This is a genomic window from Promicromonospora xylanilytica (genome assembly GCF_054782895.1).
Map to the genome: position 1 here is coordinate 93,767 of NZ_BAAGRP010000075.1, position 15,796 is coordinate 109,562.

Sequence of the window (15,796 nt, forward strand, 5' to 3'; positions counted from 1 at the left end):
TACTACTCACCCCGGATCAGCGCCTCCAGCTCCGCCTCGTCGAGCAGCCGTTCCGGCCGGACCGTCGTGTCCGAGCCCACGTAGTAGAACGCGGCGCTGACCTGGTCCAGCGGAAGCCCCGTCCAGCGGGACCACGCCAACCGGTACACGGCAAGCTGCACCTCACGGGCTGCCCGCGCCGCAGCGTCGAGCGGCTCGCGTCCCGTCTTCCAGTCCACGACCACCACGGCCTCCGGGCCGGCGGGCGGGTCCCGGAAGACGGCGTCCATGCGGGAGCGCAGCATGACGCCCGCCACCGGTGTCTCGACGTCGACCTCGACCGCCACGGGCGTGCGGGCCGACCACTCGGACCCCAGGAAGGTGTCGCGGAGCTTCTCGAGGTCCGTGTCCTCCGGGAGGTCGTCGTCCTCCGCGCTGGGCAGGTCGTCGACGTCGAGCAGCGTGGCCGACGTGAAGAACTGCTCCACCCATTCGTGGAAACGGGTACCGCGCCGTGCGTGCACGGTGGGCTGCGTCGGCACGGGGCGGCGCAGCTGCAGCGCGAACGCGTCGCGGTCCGCGGCCAGCCGCACCAGTCCGGACGCCGACACGTGTGCCGGGAAGGCGACCTCCCGGTCCGCGTGCTGGTCACGCTCGGCCAGGAGCATGCGGGCCAGGTCGACCAGGTCGTGCCCCGCCCCGTCGCTGAGGGTGCCCTGCGGCGCGGTGAGCGCGTCGGCCGGGAGCCGCCGGGCGGCGAGCGCGACCAGGCGCTCTTCCGCCGCCTCGTCGACGAGTCCGGCCGTGGCGCGCAGGACGTCTCGGGCAGTCCGCGGCTGGGTACCGGAACCGTCCTGCCGTGCCGCGTCGGCGCCGTCCTGGTCGCCGGACCCGTCCGGCGCGGGCCAGACCGCCGTGAGCTCCTCCGCGTTGCGGGGGTTCTCGGCGTCCGGATCCGGCATGGGCGCCCACAGGTCGGTCGCGACCAGGCCGGCCTCGGCCAGCTCGGCGAGGAACGGGGAGACACCACGCGGGCGGCTCGCCGTGCCCCACCACGAGGCCGTGAGAAAGAGCTCGCTCCGGGCGCGCGTGAACGCCACGTACGCCAGCCGGCGCTCCTCGGCGAGACGATGCTCGCCGCAGTCGAGCTTGAACTCGTCCCGGAGCGCGACGAGGTCCTTCGTGTCGGAGGCGTGCTCCCAGGCGAAGCTCGGCAGGTCCTCCGCGTCGCCACGCAGGTGGTAAGGCAGCTCGCCGAGATCGGACAGCCAGCCCGACGAGGACTCTCCCGACCGTGAGCCCCTGTCCCATGTGGGGAACGCCCCGTCGGCCAGGCCCGCCACCGCCACCGCATCCCACTCCAGGCCCTTGGCGGCATGCGCCGTGATCACCTGGACGGCGTCCGGGTCAGGCTCGCGCACCGGCATGTCGAGGCCGCGCTCCTTCTCGCCCGCGACGCCCAGCCAGGCGAGGAACGCGCCGAGGGTCGCGGTGTCGGACGACTGCGCGAACGACGCGGCCACGTCCCTGAACGCGTCGAGGTGCTCACGGCCGCGGTCGCTCACGGCGCCACCGACCCCCGCACCCGCCAGGGCGAGCGCCGTGGCCGCCTCGACGTCGAGGCCGAGCGCGCGCTCCGCCTGGACCACCAGCTCGGGCAGGGACAGGTACGTGAGGCCCCGCAGGTCGCGCAGCAGGCGTGCCAGCGCGGCGAGTCGCCGGTGCGCGTCCTCGGAGAGCACCCGACCGTCGCGTGCGGGCGTGCCCACCCCCGGGAGGTCGTCGAGCGCGTCGATGATCGAACGGTGGTCGGAGACGTCGCCCTCGACCACTCGGGGATCCTCGACCGCGCCGTCGTCCAGGCCTTCCGCGTCGTCGCCCGCGAGAGCGGCGGCAGCCGCGGCCCGGCGCGGGTCGTCCATCCGCGCCAGGTCCGCCGCCCACGAACCGAGCGCGTGCAGGTCCGCGGCGCCGAGATTGAGGCGCGGGCCGGTGAGCAGGCGCAGCAAGGAGTCACCACGGGACGGGTCGTGCGCGGCCTGGAGCAGCGCGACGACGTCGACCACCTCGGGCGTGGAGAGCAGGCCGCCGAGACCCACCACCTCGACCGGCAGGCCGCGGCGTCGCAACGCCACCTCGAGGGTGGCGAACTGTGCCCGAGCACGGCAGAGCACCGCCGCGGTGGACCGTCCGTCCGGATGCGCGCCGGAGCGCCAGCGCGCCGCCACCCACTCGGCGACCGCGTCGGCCTCCTCCTCCAGGGTCGCTGCCACGTGCGCCGACACCACTCCCTCGCCGGCCCCTGGCCGCAGGTCCAGCGGAGGCACCTCGACGTTCGTGCCGGTACCCGTCCGCGAGCGCAGCGGTCCGGACACGATGTTGGCGGCAGCGAGCACCGTGGCGTCGTTGCGCCAGGAGGTCGAGAGGTAGTGGACGGCGGCGGGGACGCCGTCGTCGCGCTGGAAGCGGCCGGGGAAGCGGGCGAGGCCGGCGGCGGAGGCGCCCCGCCACCCGTAGATGGACTGGTGGGGGTCGCCGACGGCGGTCACGGGGTGCCCGCCCCCGAACAGACCGGAGAGCAGCTCCACCTGCGCGTAGGAGGTGTCCTGGTACTCGTCGAGCAGCACCACCTCGAACCTGGCGCGTTCGGCGGCGCCCACCAGCGGCACCTCGCGGGCGAGCTGTGCGGCGAACGCGACCTGGTCGCCGAAGTCGAGTGCCTCGGCGATACGCTTGCGGCGCCGGTACTCGACGACGAGGTCCACGAACCGCGCTCGCTCGGCGACCGAGCTGATCAGCTTGTCGACGTCCTTGGTGCGCTTCTTCTGCCGCGGGCCGAGCGGGAGGGACTCGAGGTGCTCGACCATCTCGGTGAGCTGGTCGCGGGCGTCGGCCGGGTCGACGAGGTGCTCGCCGAGCGCACCGGACAGCGCCACGACGGCCCCGGTGACGGTGCTGACCGCCTTGTCGGTGCCGAGGTCCTCGTCCCAGGACTCGACCACCTGGGACGCGAGCTGCCACTGCTCCGCCTGGCCGAGCAGGCGGGCGCTGGGCTCGACGCCGAGGCGGAGGCCGTGGTCCGCGACCAGGGAAGCGGCGTAGGCGTTGTAGGTGGCGACGGTGGGCCGGTCGAGGTCCAGACCGGCGAGCGCCTCGCCCGACTCCTCGCCCAGCGCCCGGCCCAGCTGCGCCAGCCGGGTCTGCACGCGCTGGGTGAGCTCGCCCGCGGCCTTGCGCGTGAACGTCAGGCCGAGCACCTGTTCCGGCTGGACCAGCCGGTTGGCGATGAGCCAGACGACGCGCGCGGCCATGGTCTCGGTCTTGCCCGAGCCGGCGCCGGCCACGACGAGCGCGGGCTCCAGGGGTGACTCGATGACGCGGGCCTGCTCGTCGGTGGGTTCGTGGCGGCCGAGCAGGCGTGCGATCGCGCGCGCGGACAGCCGGATCTCTGGCTCGGTCACTCGACCACCTTTCGTCCCTCGGGCTGCAGTGGGCAGGAGCGTCGCACCGCACACATCTCGCAGAGGTCGTTGTTCCGCGCGGCGAACTCGGCCGCGGCCATCGTGGCGGCGGCGCCCTCCACGGTGTCGCGTGCCCAGCTGTTGCCGTCGGGGTCGGACACCAGGGCCGGCTGGTTCCGCACGCTCGCGGACACCGTCTCGGTACCGACGTAGACGAGGCTCGCGCCCTTGCTGACCGTGCCGTCCGGCAGGTCGAGCGCCCCCTGCTCCACAGCGAGCTGGTAGGCACCGAGCTGGGGGTTTTCCGCCGCCTTCTCCTTGCTGGCCGCGGACTTGCCGGTCTTGAGGTCGGCCACGGTCACACCGCCGTCGCCCGCGTCCTCGACCCGGTCCACCTGGCCACGCAGCCGCGCCCGACCGACCTGCAGGTCGAAGTCGGCCTCGACGAGGAGCGGCTCTCCCGAGTCGGCCAGGTAGTCCGCCAGGCGCTCCACCATGCGCTCGGCGCGCTTGCGCAGCTGCAGCGACGGCCACCCGTCGGGCAGCGCGAGCTCCGGCCAGCGCCGGTCCAGCTCCTTCTTCAGGTCGGTGAGCGAACCCTTCGGGTGGCTCTGCGCGATGGAGTGCAGGAGCGTGCCGAGCGTCTGGTGGGTGGCGTCCGGCTTGGTACCACCCGCGGACTCGAACGCCCAGCGCAGCGCGCACGTGGTCACCGTCTCGACCTTCGACGGCGACACCGTCACCGTGTCCTGGGCTCCCCAGAGCGGCACCTCGCTCGACACCCCCGCCACGCCGTACCAGGTGCTCGGATCGGCTTCGGCGACGCCTGCCGCTGAGAGGTCGGCGAGGAGCGCGGCCGCGGGCTGCTCGGCCGACGCCGACACCGCGGCGGCCCGCACCAGCTCCGAGCGGGCCGCGGCCACCACGCCGCGCAGGTCGAGCGGCGGCCCGACCGGCGCCCGCCGCGGGTCGGGGCCGTCGCCGCCGTCGTCCCGCGGGGAAACCAGGTCGCAGAACACGCTGGGTGCTTCCTCCGTGTCTTCCACCGCGGTGACGAGCAGGCGCCGCCGGGCCCGTGAGACCGCCACCGCGAAGGCACGCAGCTCGTCCGTGAGGACCTGGCGCCGGGCCTCCGAGCCGACCACCCGGCCGTCCTCCGACCGACCGGCGATCAGCTCCACGAGGGCTTGCGAGCCGAGCAGGGAGTCCCGCAGGCGCAGGTCGGGCCAGACGCCGTCCTGGACGCCGGCGACGATCACCACGTCCCACTCCCGCCCTGCCGCGCCGGGAGGCGTCAGCGCCTCCACGGCGCCGGCGCCCTGGGCGGACGCCGCCAGGGAGTCGGCGGGGAGGTCCTGGGACGCCAGGTAGTCGACGAACGCTGCGACCGGTGCTCCCGGCATCCGGTCCACGAACGTCTCCGCCGCGCGGAAGAGGGCGAGCACGGCGTCGAGGTCGCGGTCGGCACGCAGGCCGGCAGGGCCACCCGTGAGGGCCGCGGCGCTCCAGCGCTCGGCCAGGCCGGTCGCCGCCCACACGGCCCAGAGCACCGTCTGCGCCGTCGCGCCGGGCTCCCCGGCTGCCTCGCGACCGGCGGCGAGCACCCGGGCCACGGCGAGCGGGCCGCGGCGCACCTGCGGGGGCAGCAGCGCCGCGCGGGCCGGGTCTGCCAGCACCTCGACCAGCAGCGCGTCCGACGTCCTGCCGCCGCCTGCCGTCAGCTCGTCCGCCCGGAGGGCGCGACGCAGCCGGCGGAGCGCCACGGCGTCCAGACCGCCGATCGGCGAGACGAGCAGCAGCGCGGCGGTCTCCGGGTCGAGCACCGCGTCGTCGCCGTCGAGCTCCTCGGCGATCAGCGCCTCCAGGCTCCCGCGCGGCGCGCCCGCGCAGGTCTTCACCGCGGCCAGCAGCGGTGCCACCGCCGGCTCGTCGCGCAGCGGCAGGTCCGACCCGAGCAGCGCGACGGGCACCGACGCGGACACCAGCTCACGGCGCAGCGCCCCGAGCCGCGTGCCGCTGCGGGCGATCACCGCCATGCGCTCCCAGGGCGTGCCGCGCAGCAGGTGCTCGGCCCGGAGCTCACGTGCGATCCAGGCGGCCTCCTGCGCGGCACCGGAGAGCACCGCCACCTGGACGGCGGGCACGGGCTCGGCGGACGGCTCGGACTCGGCGGACGGCTCGGGCTCAGGGTCAGGTGTCCATGCCGTCGCGCGCCGGTGCAGCGCGCTCGCCGACACGGGGATCCGGTTGGTGACCGCGCGCGTGACCGCACGCAGCTCCGGTGACTGGCGCCAGGCCGTTCCCAGCACCACCGTCTCGGCGTCGAAGGCACCGAAGGCACGGCCAGGACCGGCCGGAGCGGCGGCCCTGCCGGTGAGACCGGGTGCGGCGCCACGGAAGGTCTGGACGGCGGAGTCCGGGTCGGACAGCAGGACGAGGCGCGCTCCGTCGTCGTGGAGCACCCGCAGAAGACGGACCGTCGCCGCGGTGGCCTCCTGGTAGTCGTCCACCACGACCAGGTCCCACGTCGGGCGAGCCGTGCCCGGCACCTCGTCCTCCCAGGAACGCAGGGACTCCGCCGCCTCGTCGATCACGACCGCCGGGTCGTAGCGCGGCCCGGCGTCGGGCGTGGCGAGCCGCAGCGCCATGGTGTCGAGGTACTCCTCGTAGATCTGTGCGGCCATGACCCACTCGGGGCGGTCGTTGGCGCGCCCCATCTCGTCGAGCTCGACCGGCCCGAGCCCTCGCTCCGCGGCACGCATCAGCAGGTCACGCAGCTCCTGGCGCAGCCCGCGCAGGCCGAGCGACTCCTCCGGTAAACCGGCAGGCAGCGCGAGCGGCCGCCCCTCCCCCGCCACGTGGCCGGCGAGCAGCTCGGCCAGCACCAGGTCCTGCTCCGGGCCGGAGACCAGGGTGGGTGTGGGCAGCTCGAGCGCCGCGGCCCGCTTGTGGAGCACCGCGAACGCCGCCGACGACGCCGTGCGCACCATCGGCGCGCCGACCGTCCGCCCGGCCCGGGCGGCCACCTCGTCCCGCAGCCGCGCGGCCGCACGCCGTGACGACGCGAGGACCAGCACGCGCTCCGGGCGCGTACCCGCGGCGAGCGCCCGCACGGCCACCTCGCAGGTCACCGTGGTCTTGCCCGAGCCGGGTGCGCCGAGGACCAGGGTCGCGCGGCTGCTCAGCGCGCTCTCGACGGCCGCCGTCTGCGAGTCGTCGAGCGCCGCCGCGGGGGCGGCGTCGGGACGGCTTCCCGGCGGCGTCAGCCGAGGTGCGAGAGCGAGGTTCGGTGTCACGCGGACGATCGAACCACGAGCCACTGACACTCCCCGACGCCCCGCGCGGAGGTGTCACGAATGCGCAGTTCGTCCGATCAGGGCGGGCTCAGCGCGCGTCGGGTACGGGCCAGGGCTCGGGGATGCAGCCGCTCGTCGTGGTGGTCTGCTGCACCATGACCGTCGCGTGCTCACCCTTGCCCGCACACAGGTCGTGCCGGTAGCCGATGACGTGCCCCACCTCGTGGTTCACGAGGTACTGCCGGTAACGGCCGGTGCTCTGCCAGGCCTCGGACCCCTTCGCCCAGCGCTTGAAGTTGAGCACCGCGGTCTCCTCGATGCCGCACGAGAGCTCCCCGATCGTGTCGAGCGGGAGGCAGAGCTCGTCGGTGGTGCCGGGGCTCGCGAGCACGACCCGGGCGTCGTAGCGGTCCGAGTCGGTCCAGGCGAAGGTGGATCCGTCGGCGGCGTTCCAGCCGCGCGGGTCGTTCAGGGTGGCCAGCACCGACTCGGCGAACACCTCGGGGTCCACCGGGAGCCCCTCCTCGACGGCGATCTGGACCCGCCAGACCTTGCCGTCGGCGGGCGCCGGGCGGGAACCGCTCGCCACGACGAGCTTGCCGGACAGCCGCTCCTCGACGGCGATCCTCTCACCGAGGAGGCCGGAGCCGGGCTCCGGCGTCGGGCCAGGATCGGCACTGGGCGCCGGGCTCGGGCCGGGCGACGGCGGAGGCGACTTCTCGGGGACCGTCTCACCGGCCGGTGCCGACGCCGAGGCAAGCGGTGCGGGGGCTGCCGGTTCCGGCAGCATCGCACCGCCGGCTGCGGTACCCGCACCCGTGCCCGAGGCGGCGTCGGCGGCGCCGGCAGGCCCACCGGACGAGATCGTCCGCGCTGGTTCGGGCGGCGACGTGCGGCTGCCGGACCTGGCGGCCTCGTACGCGTTCCGCACCGCGTCGGCCGCCTCGACGCCGAGGCTGTCCTCGACCGCGCCTGCCACGACGGCGGCGGACGCGTCCGGCTCGGTGCTCATCGTCGCCGCCACACCTCCGCCGAGCCCGGCGGCGAGGCACAGGGTGAGTGCGACCACAGAGCGCCGCGGGTTCTGCGCGCGGCGCCGCTGGGCCTGCCGAGGCGCGAGGCGACGGGCGCCGGCGGACTCCGGCGCAGGACCTGCGGACGCGCCTCCGGGAGCGTGCCTGCCGGCACGCCGGGGGGAGGACGGGCTGCTCACGCTGCCCATGGTGCCACGCGGACGCCCGACGGCCCATGACCTCGTCCACAGGGTTTCCCCGGTCTGCCGGTCCGCCCGGCCGGACCCGGGGCACCCGTCCTGTCGGCTCACGGCGAAACCGCGGGCCGACGGCGCCAGAGCGTGACTAGGATCGTCAGGCCGGGTCCCCGGACCACCGGGCGCACGGCGCAATCCCCGACCGAACTGGAGTAAACGTGGACGTCACCATCGGTGTGCAGAACCTGCCGCGCGAGGTCGTGGTCGAGACGGACCAGAGCGCGGACGCCGTCGCGACTGCCGTCAAGAAGGCCCTGACCGGTGGCCCCCTCGAGCTCACCGACTCCCGCGGCCGTCAAGTGATCATCCCCGGCGACGCGATCGGCTACGTCGAGATCGGCTCCGAGGAGCAGCGCAAGGTCGGCTTCGGCGCGGTCTGAGCGAGTTGTCCCCGGCGCCACGTGGCGGACGGCACGCCCGCACGGGCCGTCCGCCACGTGGCGTTCATTACTAACGGGGTAGTTGAACGTGTTTCGCTCACCAGGCGGAAACATCGTGCGCGTACCATGAATGACGTACATCGGTTGCCCGGTCGTCACGTTCCGACCCCCGAGCCTGTGCTTCGGCCTCCCAGAGGCCGCCCCGACAGGACGCGCAGCCTGGGTCTATCCCCGGCGCGCGATGATTTTCACGATCGGCTGCCGCACGAAGGCGCGACGGCCGGGCCATGAGGGCCCACCGCGCCGCGAGAGATGAAGGCGCCAGTGACCACCACAGACACCCCGGCTGCAAGCGCGGCCACAGACACCAGCCCCGAGCCGATCACCGACTCGGGGCCCGACTACTCCAGCTCGTCCGCCATCCAGGCGCAGAACGTGACGTTCGCGGACTTCGGCGTCCGCCCCGAGATCGTCGCGGCACTCAACGACTCGGGCATCACCCACCCGTTCCCCATCCAGGCGATGACCCTGCCCGTCGCGATGAGCGGGCACGACATCATCGGCCAGGCGAAGACCGGTACCGGCAAGACGCTCGGTTTCGGCGTCCCGCTGCTGCACCGTGTCGTCGCCCCGGGCGAGCCCGGCTACGACGAGCTCGTGGCCCCCGGCAAGCCGCAGGCCGTCGTCGTGGTCCCCACACGTGAGCTCGCCGTCCAGGTCGCCAACGACCTGAGCACTGCGTCCGCCAAGCGGAACGTGCGCATCGTGCAGGTCTACGGCGGTCGCGCCTACGAGCCGCAGATCGACGCCATGAAGGCGGGCGTCGACGTCGTGGTGGGCACGCCCGGCCGCATGATCGACCTGCTCAACCAGGGTCACCTCACGCTGCTCCGTGCGGCGACCGTGGTGCTCGACGAGGCCGACGAGATGCTCGACCTCGGGTTCCTGCCCGATGTCGAGAAGATCCTCGCCCGCACCCCCGCGCAGCGGCACACCATGCTGTTCAGCGCGACCATGCCGGGCGCCGTGGTCTCGATGGCCCGTCGCTACATGAAGCAGCCCACGCACATCCGGGCCGCCGAGCCGGACGACCAGGGCGCGACCGTCAAGAACATCAAGCAGGTCGTCTACCGGGCCCACGCCCTGGACAAGATCGAGGTGCTGGCCCGCCTGCTCCAGGCGGAGGGGCGTGGACGCACCATCGTCTTCGCGCGCACCAAGCGCACGGCGGCCAAGGTCGCGGACGAGCTGCAGACGCGCGGCTTCGCGTCCGGCGCGATCCACGGTGACCTGGGCCAGGGCGCGCGCGAGCAGGCGCTGCGCGCGTTCCGCAACAACAAGATCGACGTGCTCGTCGCCACCGACGTCGCCGCCCGCGGCATCGACGTCGACGACGTCACGCACGTGGTCAACTACCAGTGCCCGGAGGACGAGCGGATCTACCTGCACCGGGTGGGCCGCACCGGCCGCGCGGGCAACACCGGTACCGCCGTCACCTTCGTGGACTGGGACGACGTGCCGCGCTGGTCCCTGATCGACAAGGCCCTCGAGGTCGGGTTCGCCGAGCCGGTCGAGACGTACTCCACGTCGCCGCACCTGTTCGCGGACCTGAACATCCCCGAGGGCACCAAGGGCCGCCTGCCGCGGTCCGCACAGCACCTCGCGGGCCTGGACGCCGAGGACCTCGAGGACCTGGGCGAGACGGGCAAGCGCAACAGCGGCCCGCGCTCCGGCGGCCCGCGCTCCGGCGGCCCGCGCTCCGGCGGCCCGCGCTCCGGCGCGCCGCGCTCGGGAGCGCCGCGCTCGGGAGCGCCGCGCTCGGGCGGGCGGCAGGACGGCGCGCACAGCGAGCCGCGCACGACCACCCGGCACGACGGCGGAGCCCCGGCCGGCGGCTCGGGCGAGCGCCCCGCGCAGGCAGGCGACGAGGATGGCGGCCAGCGCCGCCGCCGGAGCCGCACCCGCCGTCGCACGCGTGGCGGTCAGGCCCAGGACTGACACCTGCGGCTGAACGGCCGGTGGTATGAGTTCCGTCGCCTGAACGTAGGTGGCTATGAGTTCGGTCGGACGGGACGAGACCAGTCAGCTGACTGGTCTCGTCCCGTCCGACCGAACTCGTCGGGGCGGTGTGTCAGTGTCACCACGTAGGTTGTTCCCCGTGCAGATCGAGTTCACGGCTCCCCTGTGGCAGTGGCAGGTACGGACCGACTCCTGGTGGTTCGTGACCGTGCCCCCAGAGCACTCCGACGAGCTGGCCGACCTCCCGCTGCCGCCGCGGGGATTCGGTTCGATCCGGGTGCGCGTGACCATCGGCAGGACCACCTGGACCACCTCGGTCTTTCCGAGCGACCGCGACGGCGGCTACGTGCTGCCCTTGAAGAAGAAGGTGCGGCAGGCGGAGGGGATCACCCCGGAGCGGCCGGTGTCGGTGGTCCTGGAGACCATCGACGTCTGACGGCCCGCCGGACCGGCGCCGGCCCCGAGCAGTGCGGCACTGCTACAGGGTCACCTGAGTACGTCGATCGTCCCCTGGGCGATGATCGCCTCGAGCACGTGCGGCTCGGTCGTGTTCTCGCCGAGGCGGTTCTTCTTGCCCTCGCCGTGAAAGTCGCTCGAGCCGGTGACCAGGAGGTCCAGCGACTCGGCGATGTCGCGCAGACGCCGGCGCCGGTCCGGGGTGTGGTCGCGGTGGTCCACCTCGAGGCCCGCGAGACCGGCCGCGGCGAGCTCCTCGATGGTCGAGTCGGGCACCAACCGCCCACGCGCGTCGGCGCCCGGGTGCGCAAAGACCGGCACACCACCTGCGGCCCGAACCGCACGGACGGTGGCGACCGCGTCCGGCGCGTAGTGGCCCACGTAGTACCGGGTGCCTGGACGGAGCATGGTGGCGAACGCCTCGTCACGATCGCGCACCACGCCCGCCGCCGCCAGCGCGTCCGCGATGTGCGGGCGACCGATGGTGGTCCCGGACTTCGTCTGGGCGAGCAGGTCCTCCCAGGTGATCGGGTAGTCCTCACCGAGCAGTTCCACCATGCGCCGCGCCCTGGACGTACGGTCGTCGCGAGTGCGTTCCGTCTCGGCGAGCAGGTCGGGATGCGTCGGGTCGTGCAGGTACGCGAGCAGGTGGACGCCGGTGCCCCATCCCGGCGTCCTGGCCAGCGCGGAGATCTCGGCGCCGCGCACCAGCCCGACCCCGTGCCTGGCCGCCGACTCGGCAGCCTCCGACCAGCCGGACGTCGTGTCATGGTCGGTGATGGCCAGCGTGGTGATGCCGGCCAGTGCGGCGACCTCCACGAGGCGCGCAGGCGAGTCGGTGCCGTCTGACGCGGTGGAGTGCGTGTGGAGGTCGATCACCCCACCAGGGTAGAGAGACTCCGGCCCTGTCGCGGTCACAGCAAGCCCACACAGCACGTTCACGGGCTGTTCCGCCGCCGTACGCCGCCTGCCCAAGCCGATAACGCATCATCGAAGGGATGAAGAGCAGCAGCCAGCACCAACAGGACGCCCGCACGAGCGTCGTCTTCGTGCACGGCGTGCGCAGCTCCGGCGCGATCTGGGAGAACCAGCTCGCGCACGTGCGCGCCTCCGGTCACGAGGCCGTCGCCGTCGACCTGCCCGCACACGGCTCGCGCCGGCACGACCGGTTCAGCATGGACGGCGCGTTCGAGACGCTGGACGACGCCGTCGCGGGGCTCCCGTCCGGACCTGTGGCGCTCGTCGGGCTGTCCCTCGGCGGCTACACATCGCTCGCGTGGGCCGCCCGGCCCGACACCACCGACCGGCTGGTGGGCGTGCTCGCGGCCGGCTGCACGTCAGACCCGAAGGGCAAGCCCGTGCGGATCTACCGGGACATCGCGCAGAGCGTGGCGAACGCGGCCTACTTCACGCGCCGGGTGACCGGCCGGGTGGTGCACCCGAGCACGCACCGCGCACGCCTCTCCGTGCCGACCCTGCGCCCGCTCCGGAGCTCCCCTGGTGGCGCCGACCTGCGACAGGTCGAGATCGCGCCGAGCCAGACGGCCGAGATGTACCGCCCCGCCTGGGACGTCGTCTCCGACGCGCTCACCCACCTGGCCGGACGCTCGTCCATCGCCAACGTCCGCGCCACGCAGGTGCCGCTCTGGTTCGTCAACGGTGCCCGCGATGCCATGCGCATCGAGGAGCAGCGACACCTCGCCGCGGCACGGGACGGGGCGCTCGTGGTCATTCCCGGGGCAGGCCATGACGTCAACATGGAGGCCCCCGCGAGCTTCAACCGGGTGCTCACCAGGGCGCTTGCGGACTTCAACCGGCGTGCGTGAAACACTGGGCGCATGAGCGAGCCCACCACCACTTCTCAGTCTGACGAGCAGGGGACCGCGGACCGCGGCTCCAACCGTTCGCACCGTCCCGCCTCCACCGCCTTCAAGAACTTCGTGATGTCGCAGTGGGCGCCGCGCGCCGAGCTGGGCCTGACGGCGTCGGCCGCCGCACCGTACACGGTCGCCCGGAGGGCGGCGCTCTCCCAGCGCCTGCCCGGCGTGCGCCTCGTCATCCCGGCGGGATCGCTCAAGACCCGCTCCAACGACACGGACTACCGGTTCCGGCCGCACTCGGCGTTCGCGCACCTCACCGGGCTGGGTACCGACCGTGAGCCGGACGCCGTGCTGGTGCTGCACCCGGTCGAGGACGGCTCCGGCGACGGCGGCTCGAACCACCACGCGGTGCTGTACGTGCGCCCGCTCGCTCCCCGCGACAACGAGGAGTTCTACGCCGACGCGCGCTACGGCGAGTTCTGGGTCGGCGCCCGCCCGTCGCTCGCCGACGTCGAGACGCTCACCGGTATCGAAGCCCGCCACATCGACGAACTGGGCGATGCCCTGGCGAAGGACGTCGGCGACGGTGGCGTGCACGTGCTCGTGGTGCCCGGCGCGGACGACGCCATCGAGGCGCTCGTCGAAGAGCTGCGCCTGGAGGCGGGTGAGGACGAGGACGCGCTGACCGACGACGCACTCGTCGAGGCCACCTCCGAGCTGCGCCTCGTCAAGGACGAGTACGAGATCGAGCAGATGCGCGAGGCCGTCGCCCGCACCATCGAGGGCTTCGAGGCCGTCGTCCGCGCACTGCCCGCCGCGAAGGAGCACCGCCGCGGTGAGCGGGTCGTGGAGACCACCTTCGACGGGCACGCCCGGCTCGAGGGCAACGCGGTGGGCTACGAGACCATCGCGGCCTCGGGCGAGCACGCCACCACGCTGCACTGGATCCGCAACGACGGCGAGGTCCGCTCCGGCGACGTGCTGCTGCTCGACGGCGGTGTCGAGATCGACTCTCTCTACACCGCGGACGTCACGCGTTCCCTCCCGGTCGACGGCGAGTACACCGACGTGCAGCGCAAGATCTACCAGGCGGTGCTCGACGCCGCGGACGCGGCGTTCGCCGTCTCCAAGCCGGGCGCCAAGTTCCGCGACGTCCACGCGGCGGCCATGGCGGTCATCGCGGCCCGCCTCGAGGAGTGGGGCTTCCTGCCCGACGGCGTCACCGCCGCCGACGCCCTCGCCGACGACGGCCAGCAGCACCGCCGCTGGATGGTGCACGGCACCTCCCACCACCTGGGCCTCGACGTCCACGACTGCGCGCAGGCCCGCCGGGAGCTCTACCTCGACGGCGTCCTGGAGCCAGGCATGGTGTTCACCATCGAGCCGGGACTGTACTTCAAGGCCGACGACCTCGCCGTGCCCGAGGAGTTCCGCGGCATCGGCGTGCGCATCGAGGACGACGTGCTGATCACCGCGGACGGCAACGAGAACCTCTCGGCCGCGCTGCCCCGCCGTCCGGAGGACATCGAGGCATGGATGGCGTCGCTGCGCTGAGCTGGTCCGTTGCCTCCGCGTCTCTGACTTCGGTCGGTTGCACGACGCAGAGAGCTGACTTCGGTCGGTTGCACGACGCGGGCAGCTGACTTCGGTCGGTTGCACGACGCAGACAGCTGACTTCGGTCCGTTGCCCGACGCAGACAACTGACTTCGGTCGGTTGCACCGAGATCGGTCGTTTGAATGACCGAAATCAGAGCAACCGACCGAAGTCATACGCGGGCACTATGCAATCGACCGAAGTCAGGGGGTGCGGGCCCCGCACCGTCACATCAGCCGAGCCGAGCCGAGCCGAGCCGAGCCGAGCCGAGCCGAGAAATATTCTCCGACGTGCGGCACTACCCGACGGTTCCCCAACGGTTCGAGTACGACCACGGTCCTGTGGACTTGCTCTCTGTGCACAGCTCTCTCCGTGCACGTCATTCGACCCGCCTGGGATGACGCAACGTCGTTCCATGGTCGAAGTAGAGATCCCAGCGGTTGCCCTCGCGCGCGAGCACAACCGCAACAAGCTGGCGGCAGCGGCTCGCTCCGGCGAGATCCTCAGGGTCCGACGCGGCGCTTACTGCGCTCCGGACGAGATCCAGGTCGCTGGTCCATCGGGTGCCCCGCGGGAAGCGCGCAAGAAGGCACTCGCCCGCGCCCGCGCGCTGCACTCCCAGCTCAGGGCCAAGCACGTGTTCAGCCATACGTCCGCCGCGCTGCTCCTGGGTTGTCTCGTCTGGACGACGCCCCGAGAAACACACATCTACCAGTGCTATCGCGCCTCCGGCCATGCGGCCGACGACGTCCGACGATACTCCTGGACACTCTCGCCCGACGACATCACCGAGGCGGCGGGCCTGCCGGTGACGTCGCTCGCGCGCACGGTCGTCGACTGCGCGCGAACGCTGCACCCGCTCGAAGCACTCGTCATCGCCGACTCGGCCCTGGCCCTGGGCGCCGATCGAGACGAGATGCTCGCCCTGCTCGACGCCCAGACCGGTCGGCGTGGGATCCAGCAGGCCAGGCTGGTGATCACGCTGGCTGACGCCGGCCCTCAGTCCGCCTGGGAGACCTGGGTGCGCTACGAGCTGCTCCGCGCCGGACTGCCTCGACCGGTGACGCAGATGACCGTCGAGACCGACGCCGGGACCTTCCACACCGATCTTGGCTGGGAGCAGTGGGCGCTGGGCATCGAGTTCGACGGGCGGGTCAAGTACCGGCAGAACGGTGTTCGCCCTGGCCATGACCCCGCGCAGGAGTATCTGGCCGAGAAGGCTCGCGCCGACGCGATCCGGCGAGCCGGCGTCACGCTCGAGAATGTCAGTGCGTCCGACAAGCAGGATGTCCAGGCGATGCTCGACCGGATCACCGCGCATCTCCCACCGGACGTGCTGCGGAGGGCCCGGATCGATCCACGGCTCCCAGCCTCCTGACCCGACTTCGGTCGGTTGCACAGCGGTGAAACGACTTCGGTCGGTTGCTCTGAGATCGGTCGTTTGAATGACCGATCTCAGAGCAACCGACCGAAGTCATGGGAGCCGCTGTGCAACGGACCGAAGTCGGAGCAGCAGGGCC

The 15,796-nt window shown here is 73.0% G+C and carries 10 protein-coding genes; 6 read left to right on the top strand and 4 right to left on the bottom strand.

The window, feature by feature from the left end; translation table 11 throughout:
- Positions 1-2 precede the first annotated feature (2 nt).
- The 3 genes from ACYVK7_RS24615 to ACYVK7_RS24625 form a co-directional block, all read right to left on the bottom strand.
- Positions 3-3,440: a UvrD-helicase domain-containing protein gene (locus tag ACYVK7_RS24615; RefSeq protein ID WP_460890364.1), complete on the bottom strand. Its 3,438-nt coding sequence runs from the start codon at positions 3,438-3,440 to the stop codon at positions 3-5.
- Positions 3,437-6,736, bottom strand: a complete 3,300-nt coding sequence (locus ACYVK7_RS24620) for an ATP-dependent helicase (protein WP_460890365.1) — start codon at positions 6,734-6,736, stop codon at positions 3,437-3,439. Before ACYVK7_RS24620 ends, ACYVK7_RS24615 begins: the two co-directional genes overlap by 4 nt.
- Positions 6,737-6,824: 88 nt before the next feature.
- Positions 6,825-7,949, bottom strand: coding sequence for a DUF3152 domain-containing protein (locus tag ACYVK7_RS24625; RefSeq protein ID WP_460890366.1), 1,125 nt, complete (start codon positions 7,947-7,949; stop codon positions 6,825-6,827).
- Between the two features lie 215 nt (positions 7,950-8,164).
- Between ACYVK7_RS24625 and ACYVK7_RS24630 the strand changes: the two genes are divergently transcribed.
- From ACYVK7_RS24630 to ACYVK7_RS24640, 3 genes are all read left to right on the top strand, one after another.
- Positions 8,165-8,386 carry a DUF3107 domain-containing protein gene (locus ACYVK7_RS24630; RefSeq protein ID WP_460890367.1) on the top strand — a complete coding sequence of 74 codons (222 nt, stop codon included), beginning with the start codon at positions 8,165-8,167 and terminating at the stop codon, positions 8,384-8,386.
- Between the two features lie 324 nt (positions 8,387-8,710).
- A complete protein-coding gene (locus ACYVK7_RS24635) occupies positions 8,711-10,384 on the top strand; it encodes a DEAD/DEAH box helicase (protein WP_460890368.1) in 1,674 nt (557 codons plus the stop codon).
- A gap of 160 nt (positions 10,385-10,544) precedes the next feature.
- Positions 10,545-10,841 (top strand): DUF1905 domain-containing protein, encoded by a 297-nt coding sequence (locus ACYVK7_RS24640; protein ID WP_460890369.1) that lies wholly within the window; start codon positions 10,545-10,547, stop codon positions 10,839-10,841.
- A gap of 50 nt (positions 10,842-10,891) precedes the next feature.
- Here ACYVK7_RS24640 and ACYVK7_RS24645 read toward each other — a convergent pair whose 3' ends face one another.
- Complete coding sequence (locus tag ACYVK7_RS24645) at positions 10,892-11,740, bottom strand: PHP domain-containing protein (protein ID WP_460890370.1); 849 nt, start codon at positions 11,738-11,740, stop codon at positions 10,892-10,894.
- 119 nt (positions 11,741-11,859) lie between these two features.
- Between ACYVK7_RS24645 and ACYVK7_RS24650 the strand changes: the two genes are divergently transcribed.
- The 3 genes from ACYVK7_RS24650 (at position 11,860) to ACYVK7_RS24660 (ending at position 15,654) form a co-directional block, all read left to right on the top strand.
- The gene (locus ACYVK7_RS24650; protein WP_460890371.1) at positions 11,860-12,687 is read left to right on the top strand and encodes an alpha/beta fold hydrolase; all 828 of its coding nucleotides are present in this window, start codon (positions 11,860-11,862) and stop codon (positions 12,685-12,687) included.
- 12 nt (positions 12,688-12,699) lie between these two features.
- Positions 12,700-14,235: an aminopeptidase P family protein gene (locus ACYVK7_RS24655; RefSeq protein ID WP_460890372.1), complete on the top strand. Its 1,536-nt coding sequence runs from the start codon at positions 12,700-12,702 to the stop codon at positions 14,233-14,235.
- A 456-nt stretch (positions 14,236-14,691) separates the two neighbouring features.
- On the top strand, positions 14,692-15,654 hold the full coding sequence (locus tag ACYVK7_RS24660) for a hypothetical protein (RefSeq protein ID WP_460890373.1): 963 nt from the start codon (positions 14,692-14,694) through the stop codon (positions 15,652-15,654).
- Positions 15,655-15,796: the final 142 nt, after the last annotated feature.